This is a genomic window from Variovorax gracilis (genome assembly GCF_030317115.1).
In the GTDB taxonomy this organism is placed as follows: Bacteria; Pseudomonadota; Gammaproteobacteria; order Burkholderiales; family Burkholderiaceae_C; genus Variovorax; species Variovorax gracilis.
The window spans coordinates 51,624-67,136 of the sequence record NZ_JASZYF010000030.1; the positions used below are offsets into that span (position 1 = coordinate 51,624).

At 68.0% G+C, this 15,513-nt stretch carries 13 protein-coding genes and 1 pseudogene; 10 read left to right on the forward strand and 4 right to left on the reverse strand.

What is annotated here, in order from left to right; all coding sequences use genetic code 11:
* Window positions 1-334 precede the first annotated feature (334 nt).
* Entirely contained in the window at window positions 335-2,101 is a 1,767-nt protein-coding gene (locus QTH97_RS30880; RefSeq protein ID WP_286572409.1) for an alkaline phosphatase D family protein, read from the forward strand.
* A 410-nt stretch (window positions 2,102-2,511) separates the two neighbouring features.
* Window positions 2,512-3,021, forward strand: coding sequence for an SET domain-containing protein (locus tag QTH97_RS30885; RefSeq protein WP_286572410.1), 510 nt, complete (start codon window positions 2,512-2,514; stop codon window positions 3,019-3,021).
* Window positions 3,022-3,240: 219 nt separating this feature from the next.
* Here the strand turns inward: QTH97_RS30885 and QTH97_RS30890 are convergent, their stop codons facing one another.
* Window positions 3,241-5,115, reverse strand: coding sequence for a winged helix-turn-helix domain-containing protein (locus QTH97_RS30890; RefSeq protein WP_286572411.1), 1,875 nt, complete (start codon window positions 5,113-5,115; stop codon window positions 3,241-3,243).
* On the opposite strand from QTH97_RS30890, the gene QTH97_RS30895 reads away from it, so the two are divergent.
* Window positions 5,041-6,477 carry a vanadium-dependent haloperoxidase gene (locus QTH97_RS30895; RefSeq protein WP_286572412.1) on the forward strand — a complete coding sequence of 479 codons (1,437 nt, stop codon included), beginning with the start codon at window positions 5,041-5,043 and terminating at the stop codon, window positions 6,475-6,477. The genes QTH97_RS30890 and QTH97_RS30895 overlap by 75 nt on opposite strands.
* Before the next feature lie 122 nt (window positions 6,478-6,599).
* Here QTH97_RS30895 and QTH97_RS30900 read toward each other — a convergent pair.
* Window positions 6,600-6,751, reverse strand: a pseudogene (locus QTH97_RS30900) (IS6 family transposase); the annotation flags it as partial.
* A 170-nt stretch (window positions 6,752-6,921) separates the two neighbouring features.
* Window positions 6,922-7,299: a response regulator gene (locus QTH97_RS30905; RefSeq protein WP_286572413.1), complete on the reverse strand. Its 378-nt coding sequence runs from the start codon at window positions 7,297-7,299 to the stop codon at window positions 6,922-6,924.
* A gap of 435 nt (window positions 7,300-7,734) precedes the next feature.
* Here QTH97_RS30905 and QTH97_RS30910 point away from each other — a divergent pair, with 435 nt between their 5' ends.
* From QTH97_RS30910 to QTH97_RS30925, 4 genes are all read left to right on the forward strand, one after another.
* The gene (locus QTH97_RS30910) at window positions 7,735-8,109 is read left to right on the forward strand and encodes a helicase SNF2 (RefSeq protein ID WP_286572414.1); all 375 of its coding nucleotides are present in this window, start codon (window positions 7,735-7,737) and stop codon (window positions 8,107-8,109) included.
* 561 nt (window positions 8,110-8,670) lie between these two features.
* A complete protein-coding gene (locus QTH97_RS37170; protein ID WP_444813495.1) occupies window positions 8,671-9,387 on the forward strand; it encodes a JAB domain-containing protein in 717 nt (238 codons plus the stop codon).
* A gap of 281 nt (window positions 9,388-9,668) precedes the next feature.
* Entirely contained in the window at window positions 9,669-10,034 is a 366-nt protein-coding gene (locus tag QTH97_RS30920) for a DUF2958 domain-containing protein (protein ID WP_286572415.1), read from the forward strand.
* A gap of 586 nt (window positions 10,035-10,620) precedes the next feature.
* Window positions 10,621-11,559, forward strand: a complete 939-nt coding sequence (locus QTH97_RS30925; protein ID WP_286572416.1) for an ArdC family protein — start codon at window positions 10,621-10,623, stop codon at window positions 11,557-11,559.
* Window positions 11,560-11,763: 204 nt separating this feature from the next.
* Here the strand turns inward: QTH97_RS30925 and QTH97_RS30930 are convergent, their stop codons facing one another.
* Window positions 11,764-12,045 carry a hypothetical protein gene (locus QTH97_RS30930; RefSeq protein ID WP_286572418.1) on the reverse strand — a complete coding sequence of 94 codons (282 nt, stop codon included), beginning with the start codon at window positions 12,043-12,045 and terminating at the stop codon, window positions 11,764-11,766.
* A 637-nt stretch (window positions 12,046-12,682) separates the two neighbouring features.
* On the opposite strand from QTH97_RS30930, the gene QTH97_RS30935 reads away from it, so the two are divergent.
* The 3 genes from QTH97_RS30935 to QTH97_RS30945 all read left to right on the forward strand — a co-directional run bounded on the left by QTH97_RS30935 (window position 12,683) and on the right by QTH97_RS30945 (window position 14,992).
* Entirely contained in the window at window positions 12,683-13,456 is a 774-nt protein-coding gene (locus QTH97_RS30935; protein ID WP_286572419.1) for an exodeoxyribonuclease III, read from the forward strand.
* Window positions 13,457-13,878: 422 nt separating this feature from the next.
* Window positions 13,879-14,376, forward strand: a complete 498-nt coding sequence (locus tag QTH97_RS30940; protein ID WP_286572420.1) for a hypothetical protein — start codon at window positions 13,879-13,881, stop codon at window positions 14,374-14,376.
* Window positions 14,377-14,521: 145 nt separating this feature from the next.
* Complete coding sequence (locus tag QTH97_RS30945) at window positions 14,522-14,992, forward strand: hypothetical protein (RefSeq protein ID WP_286572421.1); 471 nt, start codon at window positions 14,522-14,524, stop codon at window positions 14,990-14,992.
* Window positions 14,993-15,513: the final 521 nt, after the last annotated feature.

Genomic DNA, 15,513 nt, shown 5'->3' on the forward strand with positions numbered 1-15,513 from the left:
TCGCGGCGACCCTGATTGAGGACTCGAGCCTGGCGTCCTGCGCGGGCGTGCGAGCTTCATCAGGGTCCCTGTCGCTGATGCTTCCATGCAGCCCTTCCTGATGCGGCGTGCCGGATCGAGAGGTCGCTGTCAGGGACAGATCGCGCTCGAATGGCGACGCTGCCACTTGCGTCGGAACGCTACCGGATGCGACTACTTGTAAGTTCTTGTCGCACGCTACCCCTTGGCGCGTGCCTACAGGGCGCACCGCCGGCGACATCTTCAAATGCAGCTTCCATCCGGCAGGGCTCGACACGGCGGTCGTGAACGGGTTGCCGGGCTCAAGGAGCGAACCATGCGCGACGTCACCCGCCCTGCCGGCCCGGACCCACGGTCCCCTTCCGAGGCGCGGCCCTCCGAGCCGTCGCGACGCGGGTTCCTGCGCAGTGCCGTGCTCTACGCGATGTTCGCAGGCAGCGGCGTGAGCATGTACGGCTGCGGGGGGGGCGGAGGAGGCGGCGGCTTCAGCCCCGGGGTTGGCGGCAGCGGCGGCGGCGCGGGCAGCCCGCCGCCCGAGTCGACGCCGACCTTCGCCCAAGGCGTCGGCAGCGGCGACCCGCTGTCCGATCGCGTCATCCTGTGGACGCGCGTCACGGTCGCGAGCCCCGGCGCACTCAATCTCACCTGGGAGGTCGCGAGCGATGCCAACTTCGGCGCCATCGTCGCCCGAGGCAGCATCGGCAGCGGGCCCGAACAGGACTACACGGTCAAGGTCGATGCGAGCGGGCTGCAGCCCGCGAGCGTCTACTTCTATCGCTTCTTCCTGGGCTCCGAGGCCTCGCCCGTCGGCCGCACCAAGACCCTGCCGGTGGGCAATGTCTCGCAGCTGCGGCTCGGGGTCGTCTCGTGCTCGAACTTTCCGGCGGGCTACTTCAACGTCTGTGCCGATCTCGGCAAGCGCACGGACATCGACGTGGTGCTGCACCTGGGCGACTACATCTACGAGTACGGCGAGCTGGGCTATGCCTCGCAACTCGCAATCGCGATCGACCGCGAGTCGCAGCCCTCGCGCGAGATCCTGTCGCTCGACGACTATCGCCAGCGCCATCGCCAGAACCGATCGGACCCGGACCTCATCGCCCTGCACGCCAAGCTGCCCGTGATCGCGGTCTGGGACGACCACGACATCGCCAACAACGCATGGTCCGGTGGCGCGGAGAACCACGATCCGGCGAGCGAGGGAAGCTTCGCCGCGCGCAGTGCGGCCGCGACGCAGGCGTTTCGCGAATGGCTGCCTGTTCGCATGCCCGATGCCGCCAATCCGCGAAAGATCTATCGCTCGTTCGATTTCGGCACGCTCGCGTCGCTGCACATGCTGGACACGCGGCTGATCGGTCGGGACGAGCAGGTGACGCTCGACACGTACCTCGCGGGCGGTGCCTCCGCCCCCTCGCGCCAGCTCCTCGGCGCCGAGCAGTCCGCCTGGTTGTCGACGCGCCTGTCCACTTCGCCTGCGACCTGGCAGTTGCTCGGCTCGCAGGTGCTGATGGCGCGCATGGAGATCCCGCTGAGCGTGGCCAGCGCGTTCAATGCGCAGACCCTCGGCGACTTCGTGCTCGCCCAGTCGACCCCGGAGGCCCTGCGCAACGACGAGCAGCGCGCGCTGCTGGCGCAGCGACGTGTTCCCTACAACCTCGATGCGTGGGACGGCTACCCCGCCGCGCGAGAAAGCGTGCTCGCTGCTGCGCGCTCGATGGGCAAGAGCCTCGTCTCGCTGGCAGGGGACACGCACAACGCCTGGGCCAGCAACCTGACCGATGACAGCGGCCAGCGCGTCGGCGTGGAGTTCGCGACCGCCTCGATCTCATCGCCCGGCTTCGAGCGCGTGCTGCCGCTCATCGGCAACACGGTGCTGTCCGATGCCTTTCCGAAGATGGTGAAAGACCTGCGCTACGCCGAGACGAGCCAGCGCGGCTACCTCGTCCTGACGCTGACCCCGGCCGAAGCGCGCGCGGATTTCGTCGAGGTCAGCACCGTGCTGAGTCGCGACTACAGCGCCCGCGTGGCGATGAGCCTGCATGCCCTGCCCGGCGCCAGCGGGCTCGAGGTGTTGCCGGTCTAGCGATCAACGCCGACGGGCCGCGCACCGCCCGAGGACGCTCGGCCGGTCGCCCCCCGCCCACCACGCGCCACCTTGGACCCCCTCGCGGCGCGACGAGCGCCGAGCCGACGCGCGGCCGGCGACGGCACTTGCGAGCCCCTGCGACGGCGTGTGGCATTGTGCAGCGTGCAGAATGCGCCTCGCGGGGATGCAGGACGCCTTGCAACGCCTTGCGACGTGGGCTGGAGTGCATGGGTCACGGCCAGGCGACAGCGTCGGTGCTGCGTCAAGTGGTGGGTTCGCAGCGTCGCCGGTGATGCACACCGTCGACAACCGACGGCCGCACCTTGTCCCCCTCGTCCACCTCCCGCGTCCGCGCTCCGCCTCACCTTCATGTCCAAGCCTCACCTTCATGTCCAAGCCTCACCTTCATGTCCAAGCCTCGCAAACGCATTTCCTCGACCCCTTGCATCAGGGTCGCACCCAGCGGGATCCACGGCATTGGCGCCTTCGCAACGCGTGACCTGCCTGCGCAGGCATTCCTCGGCCTGTATGAAGGTCGGCGCTACACGCAGGCCGAGGTCGACGCCAGGGCTTGGGACGACCAGCTGACCTACCTGTTCGGCCTCTCCAACGATGAATTCATCGATGGCGCCAAGGGCGGCAACGGCACTCGCCACCTGAATCACTCCTGCGAGCCCAATTGCGAAGCAGTCGAAGAGTACGACGAGGCGGGTCGCCTGCTGCTGAAGTTCCAGACCCTCGTTGCCGTGAGCGCAGGGGACGAACTCTTCATCGACTACAGCCTGACGGGTGACGACGGCTCGCCGCCCTCGGCCTATCTGTGCCGCTGTGGTTCGCCCGCCTGCCGCGGCAGCATGCTCGCGCCGGCTGCATCGCTGGAACAAGGCCCGCTCCGGTTGGCGACAGACGTGCGCTAGGTTTCCGACACCGGAAGGGCGCCGACGGTCGCGCACGTGAGATCTCGACATCCCGTCGGAGCACTCGTCGGGGGGTCAGCGCCGTCAGGACTGGCTGGTCGCCAAGGGCAGGAGCCCAAACGTTGCGATCGTCGCTGCCGCGCGGGAAAAGATCGGCTTCGCATGGATGTTCGGCGCACGGATGGCCTTGCGTTCGGAAGTTCGCTCGACGAAGGCGCTCTATTTAGGCTGGCTCTCACCCTCGGGATAGCCGGCGCGCCGCAGCCCTTCGTAGAAGTGATCCATTCCAGCCAGGTACGCCGGGTCCGTGGAGCCCCGTAGCGCACGGTCGCGGGCAATGGTGCTGGTCGGATTGCGTTTGAGAAAGTCGCCCGCGGCAGCGCGCGCCGCATCCATGTTGCCCCTCCATGCTTCCGCCGAGGCGATCATCAAGTTGCCAGGGGCTCTTGGGCCATCCAGGACCCTGCGGCCACGCTCTACCGCCTCATCGTATCGGCGCAAGGGAACCAGGGCTGTCGCGATCAGGCTCTCGCACATGGCGGTGTTCTTGCGGTCCAGTGGATTCAACCGGATTGCCCATTCGGCCTGATCGATCGACTCCTGCCATCTTCCGGAGAAATACAGTTCCGCGGCGAGGGCCTGGTTCGCCGCGGCATCGTTGGGATTGAGTTCCAGGTGCTTGCGGGTGATGACCGCTGCGTCGTCCAGGCGACCATTGAAGATCAAGCTGCCGCCCAGCGCCAGCAGCCCTGCCTGATTGGTCGATTCGATCGCCAAGGCGCGACGCGCGATACGTTCCGCCTTTTCGAGGACGCTGCGGCGGTCTTCCGGCGCCTCGGTCCAGCGAAACATCACCTCGTCCACGTACGTCATGGCCAAGCCGGCCAGGGCATGACTCGAGTCGGGTTGCGCAGCAACCGCGGCCTCGAACTCAGTGCGCGCCGCGATCAGTTCGGCCCTGGTCCTGACACGAGACAGAACGAGGGATCCGCGCATCCAGTGGTCCACGGCCGCACGGTCCGGCGTCGCGCCCCGGGTCTGCTGCCACGCAACATCGCGCATCCGGGTGTCGAGCACGTTGGCGATGCGAGCGGAAATGTCGCGCCGCGCGGCCCAGTCGGCCACCGAGACGTAGTCGAAGCGCTCCGTCCAGACCAGCGCACCGGTATCGGCTCGGGCCATCTGCGTCGTGATGTGCAGCCTCTCGCCCTCGCGCTTGACGCTGCCCGTGACGACGTAGCGCACATCCAGCGCCTTGCCAATGCGTTTCACATCAGCGCTCGCACTGTCCCCCAGGGACGCCGCAGAGCCCCGCGCCATGACGCGCACGTCTGCCAATCGCCCGAGGTCGACTGTGAGCTCGGTATCCACCGCCAGTGCAATATGAGGTGCGGGAGGCTCGCTCAGGTCAGTGAATGGCATCACGACCAACGTGCGACCTTCAATCACCGCAGCGCGGATGGTCTGGATCGGCGCCCGGTCCTGCTGCCATTGCACCACCGCGTCAGCAAGACCCACGATCAGCACCGTCCCGAGTACCGAGACCGCGACCACGGCTGCCAGCGGCCTGCGCTTGCGTTCGATGGGTGAATCCGCCGCAAAGGTCTCAGGCGCGTCCTTGAAAGGCGGCGCCGGCAGCACCTTGGCGTCAAGCAGGTAGCCTCTTCGCGACACCGTCCGGATCAGCCGCTGATCTCGATCGGCCAGCGCGCTGCGCAACTCGCTCACGGCCTGGGTCAATGAGTCGTCGGACACCACGACACCGGGCCAAACGCCGTCGAGGAGCTCCTGCTTGCCAATGACGTGCCCCGCGCGATCGGCGAGATATTGAAGCAGCGCAAAGGTCTTCGGTCGCAGTGCGACGGCTGCTCCCTCACGCGTGAGCTCGCTCCGATCCGAGTCGATCAGGAACGGGCCAAAGGTCCGTCGAGCGGGCCCGGTTCGAGCATGCGGTCCGGCATCCATGCGAGCCCTCCCCCCACGGGCGGGAAATCGATTCAGCCAAGCTTCAGCCGAATTTTGGCTTTTTTTCAGGAAATTCCAACCGGTTTCGCTGATCCTGCGCGCGCCAGAGCCCACGACTTCGGCGCCCATCACATCCACAGGAGAGCGAAGATGAACGTGAATCCAACCAGCCAAGTTCGCCCCGTCGTTCTGTCCATGGCAGCGGCATTGGCGCTTGCAGCTTGCGGCGGGGGCAGCAGTGACACGCCGGCCGCAGCGTTTGGCTTCGACACGTCCGGCGCCGAAAAGCACATCCTCATCACGCCCGGAGAATCCAATGTCATCTCCAAATGGAACGAGATCGCTGTCCAGACTGCTGCGGTGGCGAGTTCACCCGGTGGGGCCACGCCCGAGGAGCGCGTTGCAGGTCCCGATGTGACGACGATGCAGCTGGCCGTCTACGATGCAGTGATCGCGATTGCCGGAACGCACAAGCCCTACGCCATCAAACCCACCACGGCCGTGGCGGGCGCCGGCGAGGACGCCATGAAAGCGGCGGCCGTCGAAGCCGCCTATCGGGTCTTGAAGGGCTTGTTCCCCAGCCGGGGTTCCGTCTACGAGGCCGCGTACACGAGCGACATGAGTGCCATTGCCGATGGTGACGCAAAGGCTCTCGGGCGCCAGGCGGGACTCGAGGTGGCTTCCGGCATGCTCGCACTGCGTGCCAACGATGGTCGCGAGACCGCTCTGCCGCCCTACGTGCCCGGTACGCTGCCAGGACAGTTCCGCGGGACCAATCCGGTCAACCGGATCGCGCCGTACATCAAGCCGTTCACGACCCACAGTCACTCGCAATTCAGGGTGGCGGAACCGTATTCGATCCAAAGCGAGGCGTATGCGGGTGACTTCATCGAGGTCAAGGCCATCGCGGGGCCAACGAGCACCTCGCGTACTGCCCTGCAGACAGAGATCGCCCGTTTCCACACCGAGCCGCCAGGCTCGTTCTGGGCCCGCAATCTGAGGCAGTTTGCAACCGCCAGCTCGAACATCGCCGACAACGCCCGGGTGCTCGCCATGCTCTGGACTGCGCAGTCGGATGCGGGAGGAGCCTGCTTCGAGTCCAAGTACTTCTACAACTTCTGGCGCCCCACCAGCGCGATCCAGCTCGCGGGCACGGACGACAATGCGCTCACACTGGCGGATCCGGCCTGGCTCCCTTTCGTGGCCACGCCCAATCACCCTGAATACCCGGCCGCGCATGGTTGCGCCAGCGCATCGGCCATGGAAGCCTTGCGAAGCTTCTACGGCTCCAAGAACCTGGAGTTTGACTTCACCAGCACGGTGACCGGCTCAACCCATCATTTCCGGCAGACAGAGGACGTGTTGGAAGAGGTCCGAAATGCGCGGGTCTGGGGTGGGATGCACTTCCGCACGTCAACCGAGGTGGGGGTGGAACAGGCAAAGAATGTCACTGCCTGGATGACGCAGCGGTACTTCCGCCCAGCCGACTGAACGAACGCATCGACATCGAGGCGGCGCCCTCCGCGCGAACGGGGCCTCTGACCAAGGGTTTTGTCGCGTCAAGCCAGTCGTTCGATGCGCCGATGGTCCGACTCAACACGATGGTTCAGCTACCTGGACTGCCGAAGCTCGATGTTCGCGCCGCGATCCGCAGTCGGACCACGCACGGCGGCGGTATGGCCCTGCTCTCGTCGATCGTGACCTTCTCGGGCACGTCGTGCTGGCCGATCGCGCGCTTGAACAACCGGCGTGCGGCCCCCCCGTCACCGCTCGTCGCGCTGTCCCACCGTGGCATCAAGGGTCCATGCGGTACGGCCCGCGAGTCACGCCTGACGATGACGAACTCGCTCGCTCGAGTTCATCGGCCCGCGCGACCATCCTGCGCTTGAAATTCGTTCGTGCCGACGTTCATCGCCGAAGTCGGGTGGATCCGCTTCAAGGTTTGCGATGCCGATCGAGGCAGTACTCGAAGAATTCCTCGAGCTCGGTGGACTTGTCGAACACGCGGTCGGCACCCGCATCCCGGCAGGCGACGCGTGTCGCCTGCGTCGGGTAGTTGGTGAGCACGACCACATGCTGGTGGGCTTCGCGTCCGTTGCACCACTGGACGACGCCGAGTCCGGTGCCCTGCTTCAGGAAGAAATCGACCACCGCGAGATCCCATTGCCCCTTGTGCTTCGCCAGCCAGCCGATGGCCTCGTCCTCGGATTCCGCGGTGGCCATCACGCTCGCTGCGCCCAGATCCGCGAGCGCAGGGATCAGGTTCTCGCGAATCTTCTGGTTGTCTTCGACCAGGAAAACAGAGATGGGCATGTGAGGTGAGTTCCGGGTTCTTCTTCGCTTCAGCCTAGGGCCCAAGGGAGAAAGGTCAGTGAGCCGTCAGGCTGGTTGGAAGTAGGCGGGAGTCGATGCAGATGAGATTCATTTCTGATCGCGCGCCCTGAAAGGAGAATCCGGGGGCTCGCGCGCGCACCCGTCCGCCGAGAGGCCCCTGGGGAAAAGCGTCCCGAAAGTCGTGGGCGCCTGCAGCGCTCACCGCGAAGCGAGCACCACGGTGGCGATGCAAGGCCGGCTCACTCCCTGCCCACGTTCGCGGGCCCAGCGAGACGCCGGCGGAGAAGCCGCCGACCGGCGCTTGTTTGTTTCCGCGAGATGAACGCCGGGGTGCGAAAACGCACATTCAGAAGCCTCTTCGCGGGCGCAAACTTCGCTCCACACCCCACCCTCACTGCTCAAAGGAATCCGACCATGAACACCGCTTCCAAGCTCCTCTCCGGCTTTGCGCTCGCGATCCTCGCTGCTGCCGGCGTCCACGCAGAAACCTACGAAGGCGTCACCCAGGTCACCTCGACCCAGAGCCGTGCCGCCGTGCGCGCTGAAGGCGTCATGACCGCACGCAGCGGCGACCCGTACAGCGATGCGGCCGGTCAAGGCGTCACGAGGGTCTCGAGTTCGGTCGACCGCGCTTCGGTCCGCTCGCAAGGCGTCGCCGCCGCGCACAGCGCGAACCCGTACGCGGAAGGCTACGGCCAGGGCGTGACGCGCGTCGAATCGAGCGTCGATCGAGCCAGCATGCGCCTCCAGGCCCGTGCGGCCGCGCGCGGCGATCGGCTTCCGATCTGAAGCTCGAGGCTTCAAAAAAAAGCCGGGCCAGTGCCCGGCTTTTTTTCGTGGTTGGCCTGCCGAGCGGCGCCCAAGGCCTGGTTCGAGCGGCACCCCTTGACCGTGCCGCAACGGTCCGGCACCGCCCCTGCGCGACGTCGAAGGCGCTGCTGCGCCTGTGCACCTTGGCGCTTGGCGCCACAACTCGCACCGATCGCGGAAGGGGAGCATGCCACGTCGGGTGTCGTGCTGACGAATCCGACGGCTCTGGCTCCGGCATCCTCCAGCCGTCTCGCGCATGCGCCGGCGCTGCTTTGCGGCAGGTTCGAGGGCGTGATGCACGGGCTGATGGTGTCTCGCGACGCGCTCCTCCATCGCTGCGATCGTCCGCCCGTCCGTCGCGGGCCGCCGTGCTCCTCCAGGGGCTTGCCATGGCGCCCGGCGCTCTGCCGTTCTCCGCCTCCTGTTCTGCGCATCCTCATGCGGGAGCGAAGTCCTGACCCCGTGGCGTTCGTGCAGGGCGGGCGGGGTGGGCTTGCCTGTGCGGCCTGACGCTACCTTGCCGTTCTCGCGTTCAAGGCCCTGCGCGCGCTGCGCGTGCTCGGCGCGTCCCGCGCGCCTGCGGCGGCCCTGAGCGCTGCGCTGCGGCAAGGGCGCTGGGGCCACGCAGGCAATCCCGCCTGTGGCGCCTCACAGGAGCTCTTCATGAACGCACCCTCTGACCTGACCGTCCGGCAGCAACGCATCGTCGACGCACTGCGCCCCTTCCTTGGCGCCGAGGCGGACGCCGTGTACGAGGCCCATGGCCGGTCGCTCTTGAAGCTGACCTACTTTGCACGGCAGTCGGACCTGCCGAGCTTCCATCGCCTGGTGACCGGGCTGTCGCTGGCGCAGGAACTGCTGGTCGAAGAACTCTCGAGCCGCTCGGTGTTCGATTCGCCCCGGGCCGTCACCGACTTCCTGAAGCTTCATTTCGCCGGGCAGCCGCATGAGAGCTTCGCGGTGATGTACCTCGATGCGCAGAACGCACTCATCGCGTTCGAGGAGCTGTTCCGCGGCACCTTGACCCAGACGAGTGTCTACCCGCGCGAGATCATGCGACGCTGCCTGCAGCACGAGGCCGCGGCGCTGATCCTCTCGCACAACCACCCGAGCGGCAGCGTCGAGCCATCGCAGGCGGACCAGCTGCTGACGAAGACCCTGGCAACCGCCCTTGCCATGATGGACGTGCGGGTCCTGGACCACATCATCGTGGCCGGCGGCAACTCGCTGTCGTTCGCGCAACGCGGCCTGCTGTGACGCACCGGGGGCTTCGGCCCCTTTTTTCGTCTGCGTGACCAGCGCACGGCGTGCGAGCGCTCCAGCGCATGCGCAGTGCCGGCGGCCAGCGTGCGCGAGGAGGGTGGGGCAGGGTGCGCTTGCTGTTCCCTTCAGCGTGCCACGCCGTTCTCGCCGTCAAGGTCTGCGCGCCTTGCGGCGCTGGCGGCCCACGGCCGTCTTCGAACCTTGACCGCTTGCGCTGCGGCGTGCCGGCGACGGTCGCGGGCAATCCCGCCCTCTACCGTTCCAGGAGATGCGCCATGGCTTCCCACTTCCCCTTCCTCACCGACGAGCAATTCGAACGGCTGCTGGCCAACGGCCGCATGGCCCTGGCGTTCCAGGCGCAGGGCCATGAGTTTGATCCGCTGCCGGTGGTGAAGCTCTTCACCCCCGATGCGGGCGCGACCTGGCTGCTGTCGCAATTCGATCCCGAAAGGCAGATGGCCTTCGGACTGTGTGACCTGGGCATGGGCTTTCCGGAGCTGGGCCCGGTGAGCCTCGCGGACCTCTGCGTCGTGCGCGGGATGATGAACCGGCCGATCCAGCAGGACCGGCACTTCCGGGCCACGCAATCCCTGAGCGCCTACGCGCGCGAGGCGCGCCTGGCCGGCCGCATCCAGGCCTAAGCGAGGGCCGCCGGCGCGCCGGCGGCCCTCCCTTCGACGGGACCTCGCGTGGCGCGCGGCAGCGAGGTGCCACGCGCTGTCCTCTGCCAGGCCGCGCGCCGCGCGGCAGGGGCGTGTCGATCGAGTGACACCTGCCTCTGCGTGGCAGAGGAAGCCAGAGCGGCCTGCGGCCGCAACGCTGCCGGGCGCGGGTGCGCGCAGGGACCGCTGGTGGGTGCGGCGACCCCTCTGCCTTCGGAGCCCCCTCTGGATCGACGCCTAGCTCGCACGGGCCGCTGTCCAGGGCTTCGGGCTCACGCCACCGTCCTCACCCGGTCCTCGCTTCGCTCGGCTGCGGCTTGCGGGCGGTCCCCGGACATCGGCCCTTGCTGCTCGCTCTTCATGCGTCGAGGCGGCTCCGAAAGCAGATGTTCAACCACCGCGGCACCCCCCGCAGAAAGGCCCAGCCATGCGCGCACTTCCATCCCCCCGTCAGCACTCTGCGCACAACCCCACAGCCACGGGCGTTCCCCCCGTACCCCCCGAGGACTCACCCCAAGCAGGTGCGGTTCAACTTCCCGGCACCCCGCCGCGCAGCGGCGCCCGCATGGATGTCCGGCAGTCGGTCACCGACCGGATCATCGCGATGCTCGAGCAGGGCGGGGCCGTGTTTCGCGAGCGCTGGACCCGGGCCGCCTCGCGCGGCCGGCCGCGCAACGGCAAGACGGGCTTGCCGTACCACGGCGCCAACGTGCTGCTGCTGTGGGACGCCGCCATCGCGCTGGGCTACCCCTCCCACGTGTGGCTGACCTACAAGCAGGCCGCCAGCCTCGGGGCGCAGGTCAGGAAGGGTGAACGCGGCGTGCTGTGCGCGCACTTCGAGCGCAAGGGAGCCCCGGCAGGCCGGACGGCAGCCGGGTCCGCCGACGACGGGCCGGGCGCTTCCGGGCGGGAGGAGCCAGCCGGCGGCGACGATGGCCCGGGCGAGCGCAGCACCCTGCTGTGCCTGCCCTTCTGGGTCTTCAACGTCGCGCAGATCGACGGCTTGCCGGCGGCGCTGCTCGACCCCGCGCTCGCGGCGCCGGCATGGACGGATCGCTCCGCGATCGAAGGCGCGATGCGCTTCATCGGCGGCTGCGGCGCCGACATCCGGCACGGCCACGACCGGGCCGCCTACGCGCCGCGCGCGGACCGGATCCTCATGCCCGACATCGACCGGTTCACGAGTCCCGAGGCCTACTGCGCGACCGCGCTGCACGAGCTGGTGCACTGGACCGGGCATCCGGATCGCCTCGCCCGCTCGTTCGGCCAGCGCTTCGGCGATACCGCCTATGCATTCGAGGAACTGGTGGCCGAACTCGGCAGCGCCTTCGTGCTGGGCCACATCGGCCTCGTGGACGCCACGATCGAAGGCCACGCCGCCTACCTCGACGCCTGGCTGCAGGTGTTGCGCAACGATCGCACCGCGATTTTCACCGCGGCACGCCACGCCGACGCCGCGTACGAATTCATCCTGGCCAGGGAACTGCCGTCGGCCGCGCAGTGACACGATCGGCGATCCCGCTGCGGTCCTCGCGCATCGCGTGCCGGGGCTGCCGCGCGTTTGGCCTCGTCCGTGTGCTTCGGGTGCGCCCAGCTCGCCGATCGCGCGTGGGTCGGCACGGGCGGATCCCATCCCTTCGTCGGCACCGTGGCCGGTGCCGAGCGGTGCCGCCCGGGCGCAAGGGCACGCCGCGGCTCCGGGCGCGCGTCACTCCCCGGTGCGCTGGAGCGCGCCGAACTGGCGCGCCTCCTCCGCATCGCGCAGGCTTTTCGCGGCGCGCCGGGCCACGTACTCCACGTACAGCGTCTCGATCGTCCGCGCCCATTGCGACGTGGCCTCCCGAGGCGACCTCGCCGCGCCCTGGCCGTCCTTGGCCGCCTGAAGGCGTGCGCCTTCCAGCGCGCGCGCATCCGCATCGACCGCTGCGCGGTCCGGTACCGCCACCCCTGCACTTCGCAGAATCGCTTCCTTCTGGTCTGTCGTGAGCATGTGTGTCTCCATCAGGCCGCCCTTGCAGCTCGCGTGCGAAAACCTTGATCGGCGTCCCTTGACCCCGCACCATCGATGTCCCCCTGCGCCCGGCGGCAGGTGCCTGCGACAACCATCTGGGGGTGCAGGCGCCGGGCACAAGGCCGTACTTTCCTGATTGCCATCGGACCATTTCGGGTTCGAGTCTGGGTCCGGATCCGGGTTCCTTTCCGCTCTTCGCCTGCGCTGACAGGCTCGCCAGGTCTCACGAACCAGGGCGGTGCCAGCGCCCTGCCCAGCGGGCCCTGGCTCCGGGCTCGGTCCGCGACCTTGCGAGTGCAGTCCCCGCCAGTCGCGCCACCGACCTGGTTGGGGATCTTTCATGGGCGTGGGCCGCGACAGGCGCCGAGGAACGGCTGCGACCTACGCCACCGGGCCGCCCGTGCCTCATGCTGCACGCATGTGCCCACCTCGCCCGACCGACCCTGTTATCCGTCCGCCGACGTGGGCTGCCGCGAAGCGATCCACCCGATCGCCGCCATCGACGTCCTCGCGGCGACGTCTGTTGCTGCTGGACTATCGGACGTGGCTGGCGGCCACGGCGGCCGTCGCAGACGCCGTACCCCCCACCCGGAACCCGACGTAGGCGGCAGCCGCCATGCGCATCGCCACCTACAACGTCAACGATGTCCGCAAGCGCATCGGCCCCCTGAGCGCCTGGCTCGACGTCACGGCACCGGACGTCGCGTGCCTGCAGGAACTCAAGTGCACGACCGCCGAGTTTCCCCGCGACGCCCTCCGGGCCATGGGGTACGAGTCGCTGGTGCTCGGCCAGAAAAGCTGGAACGGCGTGGCCCTCCTCGCCAAGGGCGTCGAACCGCTCGAGATCCGAAGAGGCCTCCCCGGCGACCCCGGCGACACGGAAGCGCGCTACCTGGAGGCGGCCGTCCACGGCATGGTGATCGGTTGCTGCTACATGCCCAACGGCAATCCTCAACCGGGTCCGAAGTTCCGCTACAAGCTCGACTGGTTCCGACGCTTCAATGCGCATGCGGCCTCCTTGCTCGCGTCGGGCCATCCCACCGTGCTCGCCGGCGACTACAACGTCGTTCCGACCGACGCCGATCTCTATTCGACGCGCTCGTTCGTGGACAACGCCCTGCTGCAGCCCGAACCGCGCGCTGCCTATCAATCGCTGCTGGACGCCGGCTGGACGGACGCGCTGAAGCGGCAGTCGCCCGACGCGTCGCTCTACACGTTCTGGAGCTATCTGCGCAACCGGTGGCCGCGCGACGCGGGCCTGCGCATCGACCATCTTCTCCTCAGCCCCCAAGTCGCCCAGCGCATGCGCAGCGCCGGTGTCGACCGCGCCGTCCGTGCCCTCGAAGGCGCCAGCGACCATGCGCCGGCATGGGTGGACCTCGAGGACTGAAGCGAAACGCAGAACGCACCGCCACGCCGTCCCTGGGGTCGCTGCCCCAGGCCTGCGGAAGGTCTCGCTGCCGCCCGTCGGATTCCGTCCCCTCCGGGCCCCGCGTCCCGCCTTCGTTTCGTGGGGACCGCCGGCTTTCGGGCGGTCCCCGGACATCGGCCCTTGCGGCTCGCTCTTGATGCGGCGCTCGTGGCCGCCCTTGGCCAAAGGAGCGGCGCTGCGCATGCAGGCGTTCGAGGCTCTGACGGCTTCGTGCTCCGAAGGGACGGTCGGAGGGCCAAGACGAACCCCTCCAGCCCGTGGGCGTCGCCGGCCAAGAGACTTCGGGCGCGACCACCTCCTCAAGACTTGGGAGGACACGCTCTTGCAGCACCTCGATCAAGTTGATACAAAGTTCCTACAACTGTATCGAGGAGAAGTAGATGAATCGCTGCCTGTGGGTGACCGCTGCGCTCGCGTGGGCCTTGGTCCTTGAAAGTGCGCAGGCTGGTTCGACCTTCTGGCCGGGCTCCATGGGGCAGCAAGAAGCCGGCATGTCAGGCAGTCCCGTCAAGGCACCGATCCCGGCCACGCCCATCAGCCCGCCGGGGCCGGAGGCGCCTGAATCACACGCACGGTGGAGCGGCCTCTGGACCGGCTGGATGGCCCGGAACAGGCAGCTGGACGTGAACATCGCTGTGACGGCCATCTCGCCCGAGAAGGTTGATGTGGTCTACGCCGTTGCATCCGCAAGGATTGCGCCCACGGAATCGGCAGCGGAGGGAAAGTTTGTCGACAACGAATTGCAGGCGCTCCTGCCCAGCGGCGCTCTCCTCATCATGAGGATGGTCACCCCGGAACGGGTGGAAATATCCTATGACGGCTCCAAGCTGTCCGGTGGCACGTGCTGCACGTTTGGCGTGCTGACCCGGAAGCCCTGACCCACGCCCGTGTGCCGCCCCGACCGCCTTCAACCCGAGCGGACGCGGCCCTCGTTGAATCGTGCCCATCGGGCTGCACTCCGCCTGGTGTTGCTCACGGTGATTCCGCTTCGGTTGAATGGCAGGCTTCGCACAAGGTCACTCCATGAGAACCTCCATCGCCCTCTGTCTGGCCAGCCTGGCGGCAACGGCCTGGTGCGCTCCACCCCAGAAGTTCGGCAAGGAAATCGTCGCGTACGCGCCGCTGTCCGAGGAGCCGTTTCGCCAGATGTTCCGCGCGGGGGCCACGGTGCGTCATACGACCACACGTGGACATGTGGTGCGCACCTGGACGCTCGGCTCCGACGGTCGCTTCGTCGTGAGCACCACCGAGAGCGAGGCGCTGGGTGGTCGGCACTTCCCGTTCTTTTCCGGACGAGGCACATGGTGGATTCGCGAGAACGAGCTGTGCGTCGACATCGACTGGCGAGACAAAGGGAATGCGCAGATCGGCACCGAGAAATGGTGCCGCGCGGCCTATCTCATCCACGGGGCCCACTACATGGCGCCGGCGCCGGCGCGCATGTCCGAAAGCTTCAAGGAACTTCCCTGGGGAACAGTGGAGGTCTCCCCCTGAGCACAGCGCAGGCTGGCAAGCGAACCCTGCGGTGTGGCGGAACGGCTGGTGCTGGCCAAGCGACCTTTGCGACTGTCTGCCTGCGAGCGCATCGAGTGGCGCCGGCGACTGACCGGTCCTCTGGCCAGCGTGCTCCGAGAGATCGATCGCGAAACCGCGCGGTTTGGCATGGCCTGCGGCGGCGCCGTGCGCGGAACGTCCGGGAGGCCGATGCCGCATGCCCTGGCCGTCGGATGGGCGCGCCTGGCGAGCTCCTTGGCGATTCGGGACCGGATGACCGGACCGGGTGGTCTCCCGGGGCGTTGATGCCTGGCGGCCTGGGGCTCGACTCCCCCAGGAGGCTGGGCGCCCCACCGGCTTCGCCGCTGTCGGGCTGCTCCAGGTTCGTGCCTTCGCGCTCATCCCCTCGCGGGGACGGGCCTCGCGGCCCGCCTTGCGCATCCCTGGCGCACGGGCTGCGCCCGGTGAACTGCGTTCACGACTTCCCCTGATCAGACCTGCCTGCGGCAGGTAGAGGCGCT